This is a genomic window from Acuticoccus kandeliae, from assembly GCF_003073115.1.
On sequence record NZ_QBBV01000001.1, the window covers coordinates 676,948 to 695,225 of the forward strand.

Consider the following 18,278-nt stretch of genomic DNA (forward strand, 5'->3'; position numbering starts at 1 on the left):
CGAACGTTGTGCCGCGCCTCTCCCCCTGAGGGGCGCGGCACACGCGATCCTCAGCGGCGGATGTCGTCCTCGAGGAAGTAGCGCACATTCTCCTCGAAATTGTTGTCGGCCGTCAGCCCGAGCGCGAGCGCCTTCTGCGGGTTGATGTGCGGGCGCCAGACATTGACGATGTCGAGGATGCGCTGATCCTTCTCCCAGCGGATGCGGTTCACCGGCTCCTCGCCGGCGACGTTGCGCATCGCCTCGACCATTTCGCCGATCGTCGCGACGCGGCCGGGGAGGGCGAAGCCGCGCTGCTCGCCGAACTTCTCGCCCGGAATCTCCGCGCACTTGATGAGGTTCGCGACCGTCGCGCGCGGCGAGGCGTACCAGAGCGCATAGTCGGGATCGACCGGGCAGATCGCCTCCTCGCCCTGCAGCGGCTCGCGGAAGATCGAGGACATGAAGGACGAGGCCGCGGCGTTCGCCTTGCCGGGGCGGATCGTCACGGTCGGCAGGCGCGGAGCGCGGCCGTCGATGAAGCCCTTGCGCGAATAGTCGGTGACGAAGAGCTCGCCCGCCGCCTTCTGCGCGCCGTAGGAGGTCTGCGGGTTGAGGGCGGTCCAGTCCTCGATCTCCTCGGGGATCTCGCCGCCATAGACGGCGCAGGAGGATGTGAAGACCACGACCGGCACCGTGCCGAGCGCGCGGGCCGCCTCGAGCACGTTGATCGTGCCGAAGAGGTTCACGCGCATGCCGAGATCGAACTCCGCCTCGGCCTGGCCGGAGACGATGGCCGCGAGGTGGAAGATCACGTCAGGCCGGGTCTCGAACAGCGTGTCCACCGACTTGCGGTCGGAGATGTCGGTCGCGTGGCGCGAGACCTCGAACGGCGCGTCCATCGGCCCCGGGGCGGCGATGTCGGCGAGCGCGAGATGGGTGATGGTCTCGCCGCGCAACGTGCCGCTCGCCGCGAGTGAGCGGGCGATCTTCTGTCCCAGAAATCCGCCGCCGCCGATGATCAGGATCCGCATGGTTCCTCCCTCCTTGATTGGTTGGGCGCGAACCTAGAACGGTCCGCGCCGTGATGGAATTCTCCTCGCGCATCGAGACACGCGTAATTTTTCGGGGTCGCCCCGAGGGGACGGGCCGCCCTCACAGGATGGCGTCCAGGAGGAGCTTGCAGCCGACCGCGACGAGCAGCCAGTAGATGAGCTTGTAGAAGCGCTCGGCGGAGATGACGCGCACGAGGCGCATCCCGACCCACGTCATGAAGAGGGCGTAGGGGGCGCTGATCGCCGCGACGATCAGTCCCTCGCGGGTGATCTGGCCGAGGAGGATGAACCCCGGCAACTTGATCATGTTGACCGTCGCGAAGAAGATGACCCCCGTGCCGACGAAGACGTCGCGTGGCAGGCGCTGCGGGATGAGGTAGATCTGGAACGGCGGTCCGCCCTGGTGGAACACCGTCGAGGTGAAGCCCGACATCATGCCGAGCATCCAGCCGACGATCTTGCGCGGCGTCTTGGAGGGCGCGTTGGCGTTGAGGAGCCCGCGCAGGGCGAAGGTGAGCGTGACGAGGCCGAGGATCCCCAGAATGGGCCGCTCCGGCAACGCCCAGAAGAGGGTGAAGCCGAGCGCGATCCCCACCGTGGCGGCGGGCAAAAGCAGTTTGAGATTGCCCCGATCCCAGTGGGCGCGATACAGCCAGACGCTAAACATGTCTTGGATCATCAGGATCGGCAGCATGAGGCCGGCCGCCTTCGCGGGCGGCATCACGAACAGGAGCATCGGCATGGCGATCATGCCGACGCCGGCAAGGCCGCCCTTCGAAATTCCCAAGATGGACACCGCGAGCAGGAACGTCCCGATGGTGATTGGATCAAGGCTCATGACGCGCGAAAGGGCCCCATGTCCTCAGTGAAGGAGCGGCGCGCCGAGGCGTCGAACCCGCATCTCTTGCCGAGCACGATGATCAAATGGCCGCGCAAACTCGAGAGCCGGATGCCGGCTCCGCTGCTGCGCGGGCTGAAGTCGGCCCAGCCGCTGCCGATCTTCGTCCTCGGCATGAGCCATTCGCGCGCCGTGCTCGACGCGCTCGGCCGCGAGCCCGATCCCGATATCGGCGTTCTCCTCCTGCCGCAGGGGTTGAAGAACCGTCTCGGGATGGTCTCGCCCTCGCTCCTGTCCCGCTTCAAGCCGGACGTCGCGGTGTCGATGATCGGCGGCAACGCGCACAACATCCTGGGCCTGATCGAGCACCCGGAGCCGTTCGACTTCGAGGAGCCGAGCGTCCCGACGCTGTTCGAGGACAGGCGCATCGTGCCGCGGGCGCAGATCAGAGCGACGCTCATGCTCTCGATGACGGCGATGCTGGCGAAAATTCGCCTGCTGAAGCAGTATTATGGCAAACCCACCATGCACGTCGCTTCGCCGCCGCCGATCGCGGACGAGGCTCACATTGCCCGGCATCTCGGTTCGTTCGCCGAGTCGGCGGGGCTCGAGCCGCGCTTCACGCCGGCTCCCATCCGTATGAAGCTCTACCGCATGCATAATGCAATCGTGAAAGAGACGTGCGAGGCAGAAGGCATTCATTTTGTGGATGCGATCCCCGCCGCGCTCGACGCGGACGGCTTCCTCGCCGCGCCTTTCCGCAAGTCCGATCCGACCCATGCGAACGCCCGCTATGGCGCGCTCGTTCTCGAGGAGATCCGCAAGTTCGCGGACGGCCACCTGCCGGCGCGCGCGGCGCGTCGCGCGTCGTCGAAGCCCACCCCGGAGGCGTCTTCATGAGTTTGCGACACCCCTATGACGGCATTGCCGACTATCGGCACTGGAAGCGCGCGGCGGGCCTGACGGACCCCGAGGCGCTCGACCCGATGGTGAACCCGAAATTCGCCATCCTGCCGTCCGACAGGGTGGCGACGGCCGGGAGCTGCTTCGCGCAGAACGTCGCGCGGCACCTCAACAAGAACGGCTTCAACATCCTCATCACCGAGGGCGCGCCCGGCATCCTGCCGGAGAACCTGGCCGAGACCTTCCAGTACGGCGTCTACTCGACCCGCTCGGGCAACATCTACACCGCGCGCCAGCTCCGCCAGCTCCTGGAGCGCGCCTATGGCCTCTTCACCCCCGAGGTGGAGGCCTGGACGCGCGAGGACGGCACGCTGTGCGACCCGTTCCGCCCCCAGGTGTCGAGCTATGAGAGCGAGCGCGAGCTTCTCGCCGACCGCGCCTACCACCTCGCCAAGGTGCGCGAGATGGTTGAAGGCCTCTCGGTCTTCGTCTTCACGATGGGGATGACCGAGGCGTGGACGGACGAGACCGGCGCCGTCTATCCGCTCGCCCCCGGTGTCGCCGGCGGCGTCTACGACCCGGCGCGCCACAAGCTCCTCGCCTTCTCCATCGAGGAGGTGACGGAGGACCTGAAGGCCGCACTCGCGATCATCAAGGAGAAGAACCCGACCGCGAAGATCGTGCTGACGGTGTCGCCGCAGCCGATCATGGCGACCGGGATCGACCGGCACGTCCTCGTGTCGAGCACGCACACGAAGGCGATCCTGCGCGTCGCGGCCCAGGCCGCGGCCGACGCCGACGATCAGGTGGACTATTTCCCGTCCTACGAGATCGTCACCGCGCCGCAGACCCGCGCGATGTACTTCGCCTCCGACGCCCGCTCGGTGAACGAGGCGGGCGTGCGCCACGTGATGCGCGTCTTCCTGAAGCACTACGGCTCGCATGAGGCGCCGGTGGAGATCAGCGCGGCGCGCGGGCTCGGCAAGCGCACCGCCTCCGCGCTCGGGATCGAGGCCGGGCGGTCCGCCCGTCACGCCGAGGCGATGGAGGAGATCGTCGACGTGCTGTGCGACGAGGAAGCCCTCGACGACACCCGCGGCCGCTGAGCGGAACGGCCCCGACACCTGCACGAACGGCCGGGCGCGCGACGCCCGGACACCCCCGTCGCGCCCCGCGCGATCACCAAGAATGCGCTTCGCAGGAAGCCCTCGTCTCGTGCTAGAACGAGACAAATCTTAGGAAACGCCATGGCTCTCTACGTCCGCCTTGACCCCAACGACGATGTCGTGACGGCGACCCGCCCGCTCGAGGCTGGCACCGAGATCGAAACCGTGCGCACGCAGATGCTGATCCCGCGCGGCCACAAGATCGCGATGCACGCGATCAAGGCCGGCGACGCGGTGCGCAAGTACGCCCAGATCATCGGCTATGCGAGCCAGGACATCGCGCCCGGCGAGCACGTGCACGACCACAACCTCGCCTTCCGCGCGACCGACTACGAATACAAGTTCGGCACCAATCTGCGGCCGCCCGCGCCGCCGACGCGCCAGGACACCTTCATGGGCTTCCGGCGCGAGAGCGGCCGCATCGGGACGCGCAACTACATCGCGCTCCTGACGAGCGTGAACTGCTCGGCCACCGCCGCCCACAAGATCGCCGATTATTTCACGCCCGAGCGCCTCGCCGCCTATCCGAATGTCGACGGCGTCGTCGCCTTCGCGCACGGGACGGGCTGCGGCATGGCCGGCTCCGGCGACGGGTTCGCCGCCCTCCAGCGCACCATGTGGGGCTATGCGCGCCACCCGAACCATGCCGGCGTCGTCATGGTCGGGCTCGGCTGCGAGATGAACCAGATCGACTGGCTGCTCGAAGCCTACGGCCTCAAGCAGGGGCCGCTCTTCGCGACCATGAACATCCAGGACGTCGCGGGCCTGAAGCGCACCGTGGACGCGGGCATCGCGAAGGTCGAGGCGATGCTGCCGATGGCGAATGAGGCCAAGCGCGAGCCGTGCCCGGCCTCCGCCCTCACCGTGGCGCTCCAGTGCGGCGGGTCGGACGCCTGGTCCGGCATCACCGCCAACCCCGCGCTCGGCTATGCGTGCGACCTCCTCGTCGCGCAGGGCGGCACCGGCGTCCTCGCCGAGACGCCGGAGATCTACGGCGCGGAGCACCTCCTCGCCGAGCGCGCCGCGAGCCGCGAGGTGGGCGAGGCCCTCATCCGCCGCATCCGCTGGTGGGAGGATTATGTCGCCCGCAACAAGGGCTCGATGGACAACAACCCATCCCCCGGCAACAAGCGCGGCGGCCTCACCACCATCCTCGAGAAGTCGCTCGGCGCGGCGGCGAAGGGCGGCACGACGCCGCTCACCGGCGTCTACGAATATGCCGAGGAGGTCCGCACGCCGGGCTTCGCCTTCATGGATTCGCCCGGCTACGACCCGGCCTCGGTGACGGGGCAGATCGCGTCCGGCTCAAACGTCGTGGTGTTCACCACCGGGCGGGGCTCGGCCTTCGGGTCCAAGCCCGCGCCGACCATCAAGGTCGCGACCAACACCGAGCTCGCGACCAAGATGAACGAGGACATGGACATCGATGCCGGCCCGATCCTCACCGGAGAGGCGAGCGTCGAGGATGTCGGCCGCCAGATCTACGAGCGGATCCTCGCCGTCGCGTCTGGCGAGACGACGAAGTCGGAGGCCCAGGGCCTCGGCGACTACGAGTTCGTGCCCTGGCAGATCGGCGCCGTGATGTAGTGCAGCGCGCCGCCCTGCGCGGCGCGCCGTCTCCCACAGTTTTCTCACAGTTTTGCGGATAGTGCCCGATACGGATGCAATCATGCCTTGCATCTGTGCGTCAAAATCACCCATCCTCTTCTTGCGACATCGAAGAGGGTCCGAGCTGTGGCGAAGAAAGACGCGATCGAACTCTATCAGGATAAGCGCGGTGAGTGGCGCTGGCGCATGAAGGCAGCCGACGGCACGTTGGTCGGCGCCTCGTGCGAAGGCTACAAGGACAAAGGCGACTGCGAGTCCAACGCGAAGCGCGGCAAGCAAGCGAAGGACAAGTGGGAGTTCTACGAGGACAAGGCCGGCAACTGGCGTTGGCGCCGCACGGCGTCGAACGGCAAGATCGTCGGCGCCGCGCTCGCGGGCTTCAAGTCCCGCGGTGACGCCGAGGCGAACGCGCTTCGCCAGGGCTACGCCGGCTAGGACACTCACGCCCCGGCGCCCCACGGGGCTCCGGGCCGATCCGATCTCACCCCACCGGCCCGCAGGGAACGGGCCGGACAGGCCGTGTGCGGCCCGCTGACCCGGCGCGCCGAACGATCCACGACCCCCCTGCGTTGACCCCGACGGCGGGAGGCGCGGATGAGCAAGGCCGACACCGTTCGCACGCTGATGGCGGCGCATGGCGAGACCTTCGCCGGCGCGCTCGGCATCCCGCTCGCGCGCAACACGCCCTCGCCGTTGTTCCGCTGGCTGACCGCCTGCCTCCTCTTCGCCGCCCCGATCGGCCACGCGCAGGCGATGTCGGCCGCCCGCGCGCTCGCGGACGCGGGCTACCGGACCGCGAAGGCAATGGCCGCGTCGACCTGGAGCGAGCGCGTCGCCGTCCTCAACACCCACGGGTATGCCCGCTTCGACGAGAGCACCGCGCGCAAGCTGGGGGCGATGGCGGACCTCCTTCTCGACCGCTATCGCGGCGACTTGCGGCGCCTGCGGGAGGCGGCGGGGCGCGACCCGGCCGAGGAGCGGCGCCTTCTCAAGGAGGTGAAGGGGGTGGGGGACGTCGCGGTCGACATCTTCTTTCGCGAGGCGCAGGGCGTCTGGGTGGAGATCCACCCGTTCGCCGACGCGGTCGCGCTGAGGGCGGCGAAGCGGCTCGGCCTCGGGAGGAATGCGCAGGCACTCGCGACGCGCGTGCCGCGCGCCGAATTTCCCCGCTTCGTCAGTGCTCTCGCGTGGGATGAGATCGAGGCGTGAGCGCAAACTTTTGAGTGAGCGCCATCCTCCGCTAAGGTATAGGTTCAGTGCACCGCACTCTTTCCGCGAAGCGTGCGGTCAGTTCAATCTCTGCGTACGAAAATTGGTGCGCGCCGCCCACAGTGGACGCTTTGCAGCAGCCGCGCCCCCTTGCCCTCGGCAGCGGCTGCAATAGTGAAGCGTTCAGCCAGTCGCCATGACTGGGTGGACGGGAATCACAGAGGATATGCCAATGCGCATCGACGCCATTCCGATCGGCAAGAACCCACCGGACGACGTCAACGTGGTCATCGAGGTGCCGGTAGGGGGCGAGCCCATCAAGTACGAGCTCGACAAGGCGTCCGGCACCTTGTGGGTCGACCGGTTCCTCTACACGCCGACCCGCTACCCGGTGAATTATGGCTTCGTCCCGCACACCCTGTCGGACGACGGTGACCCGATCGACGTGATGATCGCGAACACGCGGCCGATCGTGCCGGGCGCGGTGATGAACGCGCGCCCCATCGGCGTCCTCCACATGGACGACGAGAGCGGGCACGACGAGAAGATCCTGTGCGTCCCGACGACGAAGCTCACCCGCCGCTACGAGAAGGTGCTGAGCTACCGGGACATTCCGGAGATCACGCTCCAGCAGATCGAGCACTTCTTCCAGCACTACAAGGACCTTGAGCCCAACAAGTGGGTGAAGGTCACGGGCTGGGGCGATGTGGACGAGGCGAAGCAGAAGATCATCGAGGCGATCGCGCGCGCGAAGGACAAGGGCCTCTCGACCGCCGCCGAGTGACACGGCGCGCCACCGCGCCCATCGCGGTGGCGCTTCCGCCGACACGCACGTCAAGACGAACCGAAGTCAATTGTTTCGGTCTGTTTCCGCGGATTGTTTTTGAGGTGGTGCGACCATCTCGCACCGGCATCATCGCAAACGCCCGTTACGGGCCGGATTCTGCCTCATCGCCTTTGGCGGCTATCCCCTATTTCGTGTCGCGCTTGTATGTCGGCAAGGCGTCAATCGCGAAATGTGTGATCTATGTCATATTTTTTTCGATGAAGCCGCCGTATCTCCCTCTTACCGGAGCCGGGCCCCGACATCCCTTTCTCCGGTGCGACTTACCCTCGCGACTTTGCCCCGGACCTCGGTCCGGGGCATTTTTCGTTGAGATGGGCCTTCGCCCGTCCGCTCAATCGGGGAGGGGGATGAACTCCTCGGCGTCGCCAGGGACGGTGTCGAAGCGGCCCGACTTCCACTCCGCCTTCGCCTGCTCGATCCGCTCGCGGCGGGACGACACGAAGTTCCACCAGATGTAGCGGGGCCCATCCATCGCGTCGCCGCCGACGAGGACGGCGCGCGCGGTCTCCCGGCTGGTGTTGCGCACCGTGATCGGGTCGCCGGGGCGGAAGACCAGGAGCTGGCCGGCACCGTAGCGCGTGCCGGCGATCTCCACCTCGCCCGCGACGGTGTAGAGGGCGCGCTCCTCGTCCTTCGTCTCGATCGGGATCTGCGCGCCGGGGGCGAGGGTGATGTCGGAGTAGATCATCGAGGAGAAGGTCTTCACCGGCGAGCGTGCGCCCCACGCCTCGCCGAGGATGAGGCGGGCGCTGACGCCGTGGTCCGCCACAATCGGCAGGTCGTCCGCGCCGTGGTGGGCGAAGGCGGGGTCGACCTCCTCGAAGGCCTGGGGGAGGGCGACCCATGTCTGGAGGCCGAAGAGGCGCTGGCCGCGCGCCTTCACCGTCGGGTCCGTCCGCTCCGAATGGACGATGCCGCGCCCGGCGGTCATGAGGTTCACCGCGCCGGGGCGGATCGGCACCTCCGTGCCGAGGCTGTCGCGGTGCATGATCTCGCCATCGAAGAGATAGGTGACGGTGGCGAGGTTGATGTGCGGGTGGGGTCGCACGTCGATCCCCTCGCCGATGACGAACTCGGCCGGGCCCATCTGGTCGAAGAAGATGAAGGGGCCCACCATCCGGCGCTGGCTGGAGGGGAGGGCGCGGCGCACCTCGAATCCGCCGAGATCGCGCGAGCGCGGGATGATGATCGTCTCGATGGAGTCGGCCGAGGCGGCGTCGCCGGGGACGGGGTCTGGAGCGGGCTCGAAACTCATCGGCGTTCGCCTCCTCTGTGGCCTTTGGAGCCGGGGCGAGGCGGGCGCCTCGCCCCGGTCAGTGTCTCACTGGCCGGCGACGGCGTCACCCCCGCCATTGACCCAGCCGACCATGCTCTCGGGGTAGAGCTTCACGTTCTTCTGGCCGGCGAGCTCGGACATGGCGAACCAGTTGGTCGCCGCCCAATGACCGGTGTTGCAGAAGCTGACGACGGGGCCGTCGCCGCCTATCGGCGCGCTGGCGGCGATCTTCTGCGCCTCGGAGGACGGGGCGATCTCGGTCGCGGCGCCCTCGAACCAGGTCGCGTGCGGCAGGCTCTTCGCGCCGCGCAGCGTGCCGGGCGCGTTCGCTGCGGCGTGTTTGGTCTCGCCGCGGAAGAAGGCCTCGGGGCGCGCGTCGACGAGGGCAGCCGAGCGCTCGCCGGCGAGGACGGAGGCGATGCCGGCGCGGTCGATCATCCACTCGTCGGAGAGGGTGAAGGTCGCCTCGGACGGGGTCACCGGGGTCGGGTCGACCGACAGGGGGAGGCCGTCGGCGATCCAGCTCCGCACGCCGCCATTCAGGATCGCGATCTCGCCGATCCCGGCCGACTTCAGCGTCCAGTAGACGCGCGCGGCGGCGCCGAAATCGGTCTGGTTGATGCCGGCATGGGTGACGACGACGCGGTCGTCATGTTCGAGCCCGAGGCCCTGGAGGAGGGTGGTGAGCGCCTCGTCGCTGAGGACCGCGCCCGGATTGGCGGCGGGCCCGCGCCAGTCGGCATAGGGCGCGTTGACGGCGCCCGGCAGGTGCGCTGTGGCGAACGCGTCCTTGTCGCGGATGTCGATGATCGCGACGTCACCGGCGTCGGCGATCGCCGCGACGTCGGCAGGGGCCATCAGCGGCGACCAGGCGGGCGCGGCCGAAGCCGTGGCGACGGACAGGATCGTGGCCGCCGCGACGATGAGAAATCGATGCATAGTCTCCCTCAAGCCAGGATATGGACATTCTGGGTCCAGTTATGTGCGCTAGCACCTAATGGCTTTCGGGCGTCTCGGCAAGGGAGGGGCCGGCGGGGTGCTGCCGGCTCGCGCGCTCAGGCGGTGCGCTGGGGGCCGACGGCCTCGCGTCCCGCTCCGCTGGCGCTCGCGGACGCGCCGGCGGCGATCCGCTCCTCCATCCAGACGACCTTCTTGTCGTAGTCCGGGTGGATCGTGCCCATCAACCGGTCCCAGAAGGAGAAATGGTTCGCATAATTGTAGTTGTAGGTCGAGTGGTGCATGTCGTGGAACGTCACCGAGGCGAGCGGCCAGGGTGTGCGCGAGGACTTGCCGGCCGCGAATTCGAGCCCGGAGTGGCCGATCATGCCGTTAAAGTGATCGAACACGCGGTGGGCGATGAAGATCGCTGGCGGGAACGGCACGATCAGCGGCATGAACAGGAAGAAGCTCTGCTGCGAGAACGCGTCGAAGAACGTGTCGGAATAGTTGCTCCACACGGTCGGCGCGACGGACTGGTGGTGCAGCGCGTGCCACTTCTTGAACGGGCCGGAATGGTTCAGCCGGTGGATCCAGTAGAACCACGTGTCGAAGAGGAAGATCGACGCGCCGAACATCAACGGCGCCGACCACCAGGTGAGCGCGAAGGGATCGAAGAGGGTCACGCCGTTCAGCTGGAGATAAAGACCGCCCGCGAAGCAGCCGCACGTCACGATCAGCGAGCGCGCCGAGGCCCGGATCTCCTTGTTGCGACGTTTTTGCCCGTCGCGCCGTTCCTGGATCTTCCGCTCCGGATGCTGGCGGGACCACACGGTGAAAGCCCAGCCGAAGGCCAGGTAGGAGCCGAACACCAGCACATAGGTCGCAAGCCAGAGCGCCCCGAAGCCTGCGAGATGGTCGAAAATCGGGCCCATCATTCCCTTACCTCACGCATCCACATGGCCCATCCATCTCACATCGCGTGCCGCGTTGCAAAGTAGCCATTCGTTTCCCAGTTTCGACCCGTTCCGGTATCGACTGCTTCACGTCCGGCATAAAATTGTTCCGATCTTTGAAAGATTTAACCGCGATTGGGTGTTGCCCGTTTGCCGCAGCACCTGATCAAGCGCCCGCAACGCATGGCATCTCCTTGTGCATTCTGATTTGGTGCCGCGTATTGATCGAGGTCAGTCGAGTTTGGAGTAATTGGTTTTGCGGGTCGCCCTGAGGTATCAAGCCATGGCCGCCGCGGCACTACTTGCCTGCGGTGCTATGCCTGATTCCGCCCGCGCCTTCGAACTCTTCGGCTACCATCTGTGGGGCGAGCGCAAGGAGCCGCCGCCGCCCGACGCGGTCGACTACACGGTCGACCTCACCGTCACGCCCGATGATGGGCTCACGAAACAGCTGAAGGGCGTCTCCCGCCTCGTCGACGAGTCCGACGAGCCGAGCCCCGGTTCGGCCGCGCTTCTATCGCGCGCGCGTGGCGACTATCAGCGCCTCCTCGGCTCGCTCTACGGCTCGGCCCGCTACGGTCCGACCATTTCGATCAAGGTCGACGGCCGCGAGGCGGCCGATCTTCCGGTCGACACCGAATTCGGCGACTCGGCGAACGTCGCGATCGACGTCGACCCCGGTCCGCTCTTCCATTTTCGCAACATCGACATCGTCAATCCCGCGGGCGACATCCCCGAGAAATACAACGACAAGACCCCGAAGGCCCCGTCCGCGATCGGCCTCTACCCCGGCGCGACGGCGAACTCGACGGTCGTGATCGCGAGCGAGGCGGCCCTCGTCGGCCGCTGGCGCCACAAGGGCTACCCGAAGGCCGCGATCGAGCGGACGAACGTGACCGCCGACCACAACGACAACACGGTCGATGTCGGCATCACCGTCAATCCGGGCCGCTTCGCCGTGTTCGGCGACACCTCGGTCACCGGCACCCAGTACATGGACCCGATGTTCGTCGCCTATTATGCGGGCATCACGCCGGGCGAGCCGTTCGATCCTGACGATCTCGACCGCGCGCGCGACCAGCTGCGCCGGCTCGAAGTGTTCCAGGCCGTGCGCATCGTGGAAGGGGAGGAGATCCTTCCCGACGGCTCGCTCCCGATCGAGCTGAACGTCGCCGAGCGCAAGCGCCGCGTCTACGGCTTCGGCGCGTCCTACTCCACGGTCGACGGCATCGGCCTCGAGACCTACTGGCGCCACCGCAACCTCTTCGGCCGCGCCGAGAAGCTGAACCTCGAGGCGCGCGTCGGCGGCATCGATGCCAGCGATCCGGACGAATACAACTACCGCGTCGCCGCGACCTTCATCAAACCGGGCGTCATCAACCCGTACACCGACTTCTCCGCCACCATCTTCGGCGAGCAGGATTCGCCCGACACCTACCGCGCCCGCACCGCCGGCGGCCAGCTCGGCCTCACGCGCCGGATCGGCGAGCGCCTGACGATCGACGGCTTCCTCTCCGGCCAGTTCATCACGATCGACCAGACGACGGTCGGCGATGGCGACTTCGTGTTCCTGAGCACGCCGATCTCGGTGAAATATGACGGCTCGAACAACGCGCTGAACCCGACGCGCGGCTTCCGCGTCGACGCCTCGACCGAGCCCTTCTACGAAGTGAACAACGAGAATATCGGCGTCATCAACGAGCTGCAGGGCACCGCCTACTACCCGATCGGCGGCGAGCGCCTCGTCCTGGCCGGGCGCGCCTCGGTCGGCTCGATCGTCGGCGCCCCGCTCGACGATGTGCCGGCGAGCAAGCTCTTCTTCGCCGGCGGCGGCGGCTCGATCCGCGGCTATCCCTATCGCGGCGTCGGCCCCATCGGGCCGGACGGCGAGGTGGTCGGCGGGCGCAGCTACTTCACCGCCTCCGTCGAGGCGCGCATCGGCGTGACCCAGTCGATCGGGATCGTGCCCTTCCTCGACATGGGCAACGCGTTCGTCGACGAACTGCCGGACTTCTCCGAGCCGCTGCGCTTCGGCGCGGGCGTCGGCCTGCGCTACGCGACCGGGCTCGGCCCGCTCCGCTTCGACGTTGCCGTCCCGCTCGATCCGCTCGATGGCGACCCGAACGTCGCCTTCTATATCGGCATCGGCCAGGCCTTCTGATGGAGGATATGCGATGAAAAAGCTCCTCCTCCTCCTGATGGTCCTCTGCGTCACCTCCGCCGGCTTCGCGCTCGCGCAGGACGACGAGCGCTCCCGCTTCGTGCGCTTCGTGGAGCGGCAGATCTCGACGCCAGACCGCCAGATCACCCTCGGCCGGATCGAGGGCGCGCTGTCCTCCAACGTGCGCATCGCCTCGATCTCGATAGCCGACCGCGACGGGACGTGGCTGACGATCAACGACGTCCACCTCGTCTGGTCGCGTCTCGCGCTCCTGCGCGGGCGCCTCTCGATCGACAGCCTCGAAGCCGCCTCCATCGTCATCACGCGCCCGCCGCTGCCGAACGAAAACGACCAGCCGCTGGAGGAGGGCGCCGAGTTCGCCGTGCCCGAGCTGCCGGTCTCGGTCATCATCGACAAGCTCGCCGTGCCGCAGGTCCAGATCGCGGAGGGCATCATCGGCCCCGCCGCGACGCTCGGCGTCGACGGCAGCATCCGCCTCGCGAGCGGCGACCTCGAGGCCAAGCTCGAGATCGAGCGCAAGGACCGCGCCGGCACCTTCTCGATCGACACGAGCTTCAGCAACAGCTCGCGCCAGCTCGCGATCGACGTGACCGTCGCCGAGCCGGCCGACGGCGTCATCGCGAACGCGCTGAACATCGACGGCCGCCCGCCGATCACGTTCGAGATCAAGGGCGACGGCCCGCTATCCGACTTCCTCGCCAATATCCGCCTCGACGCGGACGGCAGCACGCTCCTCTCGGGCACGACGACCATCTCGCAGGTCGCGGGCGGGCTGCGCTTCCTCGCCGACATCGAGGGCAACCTCACCCCCCTCGTCGCCGACCTCTACGACCCGCTCGTGGAAGGCGGGACGCGGCTGAAGATCGACCTCACCCGCCGCGACAGCGGTGAGATCGAGGTCTCCGAGGGCAATTTCGTGAGCGGCGTCGCCTCGCTCAACATCAAGGCCGCGCTCGCCGCCGACGGCGTGCCGACGCGCCTCGCGATCGACGGCGACCTGAAGCGCGGCGACGGCGAGCCCATCATCCTGCCGGGCGGCGGCGGCGACGCGACGGTCCGCGCGGCGACGATCGACGTCTCGCTCGGCCAGTCAACCGGCGGCGCCTTCAGCGCGAACATCGTGCTCGACGAGCTCGACACCCCGCTCCTCAGCGCCCCCACCGCCCGCATCGAGGCGACAGGCACGGCGACCAACCTCTCCGACCCCGCCGCACGCACGGTGGTGTTCGACGTCACCGGCGGCGCCGACCAGCTCACCTCCGACGATGGCGGCCTTGCCGACGCGATCGGCGCCAAGCTCTCGCTCAGCGTCTCGGGGCGCTGGCAGTCGGGCGCGCCCGTCACGATCGCCGTCGCCGAGATCAGTTCGGACAATCTGAACGCCCACTTCGATGGCTCGATCGGCTCCGGGCTCGACGGCAACTACCGCCTGGAGGCGGCCAACCTCGCCGCATTCTCGGGTCTTGCGAACCGCGATCTCGGCGGCTCGATCAATCTCGGCGCGCGCGGCACGATCGGCTTCAACGGCCTCGTCGACCTCGTGATCGACGCGACGACCGAGAATCTCGAGGCGGGCATCGCCGCCGTCGACGGGCTTCTCCAGGGCACGACCACCCTGTCCGGCCGCGCCGCGACGCTGGAAACCGGAGCCGCTTTCGACACCTTCCGCATCGCGAACGAGCAGCTCACCGTCACGGTCGACGGCACGGTCAGCGAGGCCGAGGCGAACCTTCAGGCCGCCGTCTCGCTGCGCGACCTCGCCGCGGTCAGCGAGAAGGCCGGCGGCCCGATCGAGGCGCGCCTCACGGTGAGCGGCCAGGCCGCGACGCCGACCGTCTCGGCCCGGATCACGAGCCCCTCGCTCCGCCTCGACCGGCAGTCGCTCGACGCGCTCGACGTCGCCTTCGACGGCACGTTCGACCGCAACAGCGCCATCCCGCTCGACCTCGACGGCACGCTCACGGTCGAGGGCACCTACGCGAACGAGCCGCTGAACCTCTCGACCCGGCTCGACACCGGGGACGGCCTGCGGGCGCTGCGCGGCCTCGTCATCGAGATCGCCGGCGCGACGGCCGAGGGTTCGCTCTCGCTCCTCGACAGCGGCCTCGTCAGCGGCGACCTCGTGCTCGACGTGCCGAACCTCTCCCGCCTCGCCCCGCTCGCCCTCACCGAGGCGGAGGGCAGCCTCTCGGCGACGCTCCAGCTCTCCGTCACCGACGAGCGCCAGGCGGTCGATATCGACGCCGAGGCCCGCCAGATCGAGGTCGCCGGCATCTCGCTCGGCTTCGCCGACATCGACCTCGCGATCGACGACGCGCTCGGCATCCCCGCGCTCGACGGCACGGCGAGCCTGCGCACCCTCAAGGTCGCCGGGTTCGACGTTCGCACCGCCGACGTCACCGCGCGGCGCGATGGCGAGACGACGCATATCAGCACGAACGCCGATCTCGGCTCCGGCTCGCTGTCGGCAACCGGCACGCTCGCCCGCGCCGAGGATGGCTTCGTCGCCGGCCTCGACACCTTCCTCCTTTCGCGCGAGGGCCTTGCCGCGCGCCTCGTCGCGCCGACCTCGGTCTCGGTCGCCGGCAACACCGTGCGCATCGACGACACGGAACTGTCGATCGGGGACGGGCGCGTCACCATCGCCGGGACGCTCGGCGACACGCTCGATCTGCGCGCCCGGATCGCGCAGCTCCCGCTCTCGATCGCGAACCTCGTGCGCGCCGATCTCGGCGTCGCGGGCACCGTCTCGGGCGACGTGACCCTCTCCGGTACCCGCGCCGAGCCCGTCGCCGCCGCCACCGTCTCGGCGACCGGCGTCACCGCCAACATGCTGCGTGAGCGCGGCATCGACCCGCTGACCCTCAACGCCGAGGGCCGCTACGCGGACGGCACGGCCACCATCGCCCGCTTCGAGACGCGGATCGGCAGCGGCGAGATCGTCGCGTCCGGCACCGTCGGCGAGGCGCTGAACCTCACCGTCAACGTCACCACGCTGCCGCTCGCGCTCGCGAACGCCTTCGTCCCCGATCTTGCGATCGCGGGCACGGTGTCCGGCCGCGCGAACGTGACCGGATCGCTCGACGATCCGGCCGCCGACTTCCAGGTCAATGTCGCGAACGCCACCGCCGCGCCGCTCCGCTCCGCCGGGATCAATCCCGTGAGCGCGACGCTCGCCGGCCACTATGAGGACGAGGAGGCGAGCCTCGGGACGGCCGAGGTGCGGATCGCGGGCGGCACGATCACGGCGTCCGGCACCGTCGGCAAGCGCCTCGACGTCACCGCGCGCGTGACGAACCTGCCGCTCGCCATCGCGAACGGCTTCCAGCGCGATCTCGGCGCTTCGGGCACGGTGTCGGGCGAGGTGAAGGCGCGCGGCCCGGTCACGAGCCCGCAAATCACCTTCCAGGTGAACAGCCCCTCGCTCACCGCCGCGCCGCTGCGCAATGCCGGCCTCCCGCCGGCCTCGATCAACGCTTCGGGCAGCTACGATCGCGGCACCGTCACCCTCTCTGACGCGGTGGTGCGGATCGGGGGCGGCGAGGCGCGGGCGCAGGGGACCATCGGCCGCCGCCTCGACATCAAGGTCAACCTCGCGAACCTTCCGGTCGCGCTCGCGAACGGGATGCAGCCGGAACTCGGCCTCTCGGGCACTCTCTCCGGCCAGGCGCAGGCGACGGGCTCGGTCGACAACCCGCGCGCGACCTTCTCCCTCGGCGTCGACAATTTCTCCGCCGCCGCGCTCGACCAGGCCAATATCGGCTCCCTCGCGATCCGCGCGACCGGCAGCTTCGCGAACAACCGCGTGCAGATCGCCTCCGCGACCGCGCAGGGCGCGGGCCTCTCGGTCAACGCCTCGGGCGTCGTGCCGCTCTCCGGCGGCGGGCTCGACGTGCGCGTCACCGCCTCGGCTCCGCTCTCGCTCGCCCAGCGCTTCGTCGCCGAGCGCGGCGCCACGATCAGCGGCGACGTCAACGCCGACGTGCGCGTCACCGGCTCGATCGCGGCCCCCGCCTTCTCCGGCTCGGTGCGCGGCAGCGGCATCAACTTCCGCGACCCCGACACCAACCTCGTCCTCTCCAACGGGTCGCTCGCGGCGAACCTCACCCGCGACCGCGTCGTGATCGAGCGCCTCAGCGCCAATCTCGGCGACGGGACGGTCTCCGTCTCCGGCTCGATCGGGCTCGGCGCGGGCTTCCCGGCCGACCTCACCGTCACCGCCCGCAACGCGCGCTATGCCGACGGGCAGCTCTTCGTCGTCCTCCTCGACGGCGACCTGAAGGTGACCGGCCCGCTCACCGCCGATCCACTGATCTCCGGCCGGATCGATGTGGAGCGCGCCGAGATCACCGTGCCGGAGCGCCTCAACGGGTCGAGCACGCTCATCAACGTCAACCACTACGATCCCTCGCGCGCGGTGCTCGAGACGCTGCGGCGCGCGAAGGCGGGTCCCTATGCGGGCGTCGAGGAGGAGGGCCGCCAGGCGACCGGCATCCGGCTCGACATCACGATCTCCGCCCCGCGGCGCCTCTTCGTGCGCGGCCGCGGCATCGACGCCGAGTTCGGCGGCAACCTGCGCGTCACGGGCCCCTCCGACAACATCTCCCCCGTCGGCCGGTTCGAGCTCATCCGCGGCCGCATCAACATCCTCAGCCAGCGGATCGTCTTCACCGAGGGTGCGGTGACGCTCCTCGGCGACCTCGACCCCACGATCAGCCTCGTCGCGGAGACCTCGCGCGGGCAGGTGACGGTGCGTGTGGTCGTCTCGGGCCAGGCGAGCGCGCCGGACGTGCGCTTCGAATCCGTCCCTGACCTGCCGCAGGACGAAGTCCTCGCCCAGCTCCTCTTCGGCCGCAGCATCGGCGATCTCTCCGCCTTCCAGCTCGCCCAGCTCGCGGCGGCGGTGGCCGAGCTTGCGGGCGGTGGTGGCGGCCCGAACATCCTGGAACAGGTCCGCGTCTTCTCCGGGCTCGACAATCTGGAGATCGTGCAGACCGAGGATGGCGGCACTTCAGCGCAGGCCGGCCGCTACATCGCTGACAATGTCTATGTCGGCGTGCGGGCGGGCGACCGCTCCTCCGGCATCACGCTGAACCTCGACGTGACGCGGAATCTCACGCTGCGCGGGGAGGCCATGACCGACGAGACGTCGCTCGGCATCTACTTCGAGCGCGAGTACTGACCGCCGGAATATATTTGACTTATTCTAGTTCAATATAAACCGGCGCTCAGCCTGAAATTTGTAGAATTCTCAAGCGACGGCGGGCCGTTGACGCCCGTCCGGCGCCTGGATACTGGCTCGGGCAACCAATAAACCGATGAG

Annotated in this window: 13 protein-coding genes; 8 read left to right on the forward strand and 5 right to left on the reverse strand. The window is 68.5% G+C overall.

Going from position 1 to position 18,278, the window contains the following annotated elements:
* Positions 1 to 50 precede the first annotated feature (50 nt).
* Positions 51 to 1,013, reverse strand: a complete 963-nt coding sequence (gene denD, locus DBV35_RS03095) for a D-erythronate dehydrogenase (protein ID WP_108658772.1) — start codon at positions 1,011 to 1,013, stop codon at positions 51 to 53.
* 121 nt (positions 1,014 to 1,134) lie between these two features.
* A complete protein-coding gene (locus DBV35_RS03100) occupies positions 1,135 to 1,785 on the reverse strand; it encodes a sulfite exporter TauE/SafE family protein (RefSeq protein WP_342752359.1) in 651 nt (216 codons plus the stop codon).
* Between DBV35_RS03100 and DBV35_RS03105 the strand changes: the two genes are divergently transcribed.
* The 6 genes from DBV35_RS03105 (at position 1,672) to ppa (ending at position 7,542) form a co-directional block, all read left to right on the forward strand.
* Positions 1,672 to 2,772: an SGNH/GDSL hydrolase family protein gene (locus DBV35_RS03105; RefSeq protein WP_245943944.1), complete on the forward strand. Its 1,101-nt coding sequence runs from the start codon at positions 1,672 to 1,674 to the stop codon at positions 2,770 to 2,772. The two genes, DBV35_RS03100 and DBV35_RS03105, sit on opposite strands and share 114 nt — an antisense overlap.
* Positions 2,769 to 3,881, forward strand: coding sequence for a GSCFA domain-containing protein (locus DBV35_RS03110; protein WP_205648452.1), 1,113 nt, complete (start codon positions 2,769 to 2,771; stop codon positions 3,879 to 3,881). Before DBV35_RS03105 ends, DBV35_RS03110 begins: the two co-directional genes overlap by 4 nt.
* A 141-nt stretch (positions 3,882 to 4,022) precedes the next feature.
* Complete coding sequence (locus DBV35_RS03115) at positions 4,023 to 5,528, forward strand: UxaA family hydrolase (protein WP_108658775.1); 1,506 nt, start codon at positions 4,023 to 4,025, stop codon at positions 5,526 to 5,528.
* A gap of 147 nt (positions 5,529 to 5,675) precedes the next feature.
* Positions 5,676 to 5,984 (forward strand): YegP family protein, encoded by a 309-nt coding sequence (locus DBV35_RS03120; protein ID WP_108658776.1) that lies wholly within the window; start codon positions 5,676 to 5,678, stop codon positions 5,982 to 5,984.
* A 159-nt stretch (positions 5,985 to 6,143) separates the two neighbouring features.
* The gene (locus DBV35_RS03125) at positions 6,144 to 6,758 is read left to right on the forward strand and encodes a hypothetical protein (RefSeq protein ID WP_108658777.1); all 615 of its coding nucleotides are present in this window, start codon (positions 6,144 to 6,146) and stop codon (positions 6,756 to 6,758) included.
* A gap of 232 nt (positions 6,759 to 6,990) precedes the next feature.
* A complete protein-coding gene (gene ppa / locus DBV35_RS03130; RefSeq protein WP_108658778.1) occupies positions 6,991 to 7,542 on the forward strand; it encodes an inorganic diphosphatase in 552 nt (183 codons plus the stop codon).
* A 394-nt stretch (positions 7,543 to 7,936) separates the two neighbouring features.
* On the opposite strand, the gene DBV35_RS03135 is transcribed toward ppa, so the two are convergent.
* The 3 genes from DBV35_RS03135 to DBV35_RS03145 all read right to left on the reverse strand — a co-directional run bounded on the left by DBV35_RS03135 (position 7,937) and on the right by DBV35_RS03145 (position 10,755).
* Complete coding sequence (locus DBV35_RS03135; protein WP_108658779.1) at positions 7,937 to 8,860, reverse strand: pirin family protein; 924 nt, start codon at positions 8,858 to 8,860, stop codon at positions 7,937 to 7,939.
* 66 nt (positions 8,861 to 8,926) lie between these two features.
* The gene (locus tag DBV35_RS03140) at positions 8,927 to 9,820 is read right to left on the reverse strand and encodes a sulfurtransferase (RefSeq protein ID WP_108658780.1); all 894 of its coding nucleotides are present in this window, start codon (positions 9,818 to 9,820) and stop codon (positions 8,927 to 8,929) included.
* Positions 9,821 to 9,936: 116 nt separating this feature from the next.
* Positions 9,937 to 10,755 (reverse strand): sterol desaturase family protein, encoded by an 819-nt coding sequence (locus DBV35_RS03145; protein WP_108658781.1) that lies wholly within the window; start codon positions 10,753 to 10,755, stop codon positions 9,937 to 9,939.
* Positions 10,756 to 11,089: 334 nt separating this feature from the next.
* Here DBV35_RS03145 and DBV35_RS03150 point away from each other — a divergent pair, with 334 nt between their 5' ends.
* The gene (locus DBV35_RS03150; protein WP_157961552.1) at positions 11,090 to 12,934 is read left to right on the forward strand and encodes an autotransporter assembly complex protein TamA; all 1,845 of its coding nucleotides are present in this window, start codon (positions 11,090 to 11,092) and stop codon (positions 12,932 to 12,934) included.
* Positions 12,935 to 12,947: 13 nt separating this feature from the next.
* Positions 12,948 to 18,137 carry a translocation/assembly module TamB domain-containing protein gene (locus tag DBV35_RS03155; RefSeq protein WP_108658783.1) on the forward strand — a complete coding sequence of 1,730 codons (5,190 nt, stop codon included), beginning with the start codon at positions 12,948 to 12,950 and terminating at the stop codon, positions 18,135 to 18,137.
* Positions 18,138 to 18,278: the final 141 nt, after the last annotated feature.

Bases quoted from the DNA above. Each gene is read 5' to 3' on its own strand.
- DBV35_RS03110 (WP_205648452.1), top strand. From the start codon at position 2,769: ATGAGTTTGCGACACCCCTATGACGGCATTGCCGACTATCGGCACTGG.
- DBV35_RS03100 (WP_342752359.1), bottom strand. From the start codon at position 1,785: ATGATCGCCATGCCGATGCTCCTGTTCGTGATGCCGCCCGCGAAGGCG.
- denD (WP_108658772.1), bottom strand. From the start codon at position 1,013: ATGCGGATCCTGATCATCGGCGGCGGCGGATTTCTGGGACAGAAGATC.
- DBV35_RS03150 (WP_157961552.1), top strand. From the start codon at position 11,090: ATGCCTGATTCCGCCCGCGCCTTCGAACTCTTCGGCTACCATCTGTGG.
- DBV35_RS03155 (WP_108658783.1), top strand. From the start codon at position 12,948: ATGAAAAAGCTCCTCCTCCTCCTGATGGTCCTCTGCGTCACCTCCGCC.
- DBV35_RS03140 (WP_108658780.1), bottom strand. From the start codon at position 9,820: ATGCATCGATTTCTCATCGTCGCGGCGGCCACGATCCTGTCCGTCGCC.
- ppa (WP_108658778.1), top strand. From the start codon at position 6,991: ATGCGCATCGACGCCATTCCGATCGGCAAGAACCCACCGGACGACGTC.
- DBV35_RS03135 (WP_108658779.1), bottom strand. From the start codon at position 8,860: ATGAGTTTCGAGCCCGCTCCAGACCCCGTCCCCGGCGACGCCGCCTCG.
- DBV35_RS03115 (WP_108658775.1), top strand. From the start codon at position 4,023: ATGGCTCTCTACGTCCGCCTTGACCCCAACGACGATGTCGTGACGGCG.
- DBV35_RS03125 (WP_108658777.1), top strand. From the start codon at position 6,144: ATGAGCAAGGCCGACACCGTTCGCACGCTGATGGCGGCGCATGGCGAG.
- DBV35_RS03145 (WP_108658781.1), bottom strand. From the start codon at position 10,755: ATGATGGGCCCGATTTTCGACCATCTCGCAGGCTTCGGGGCGCTCTGG.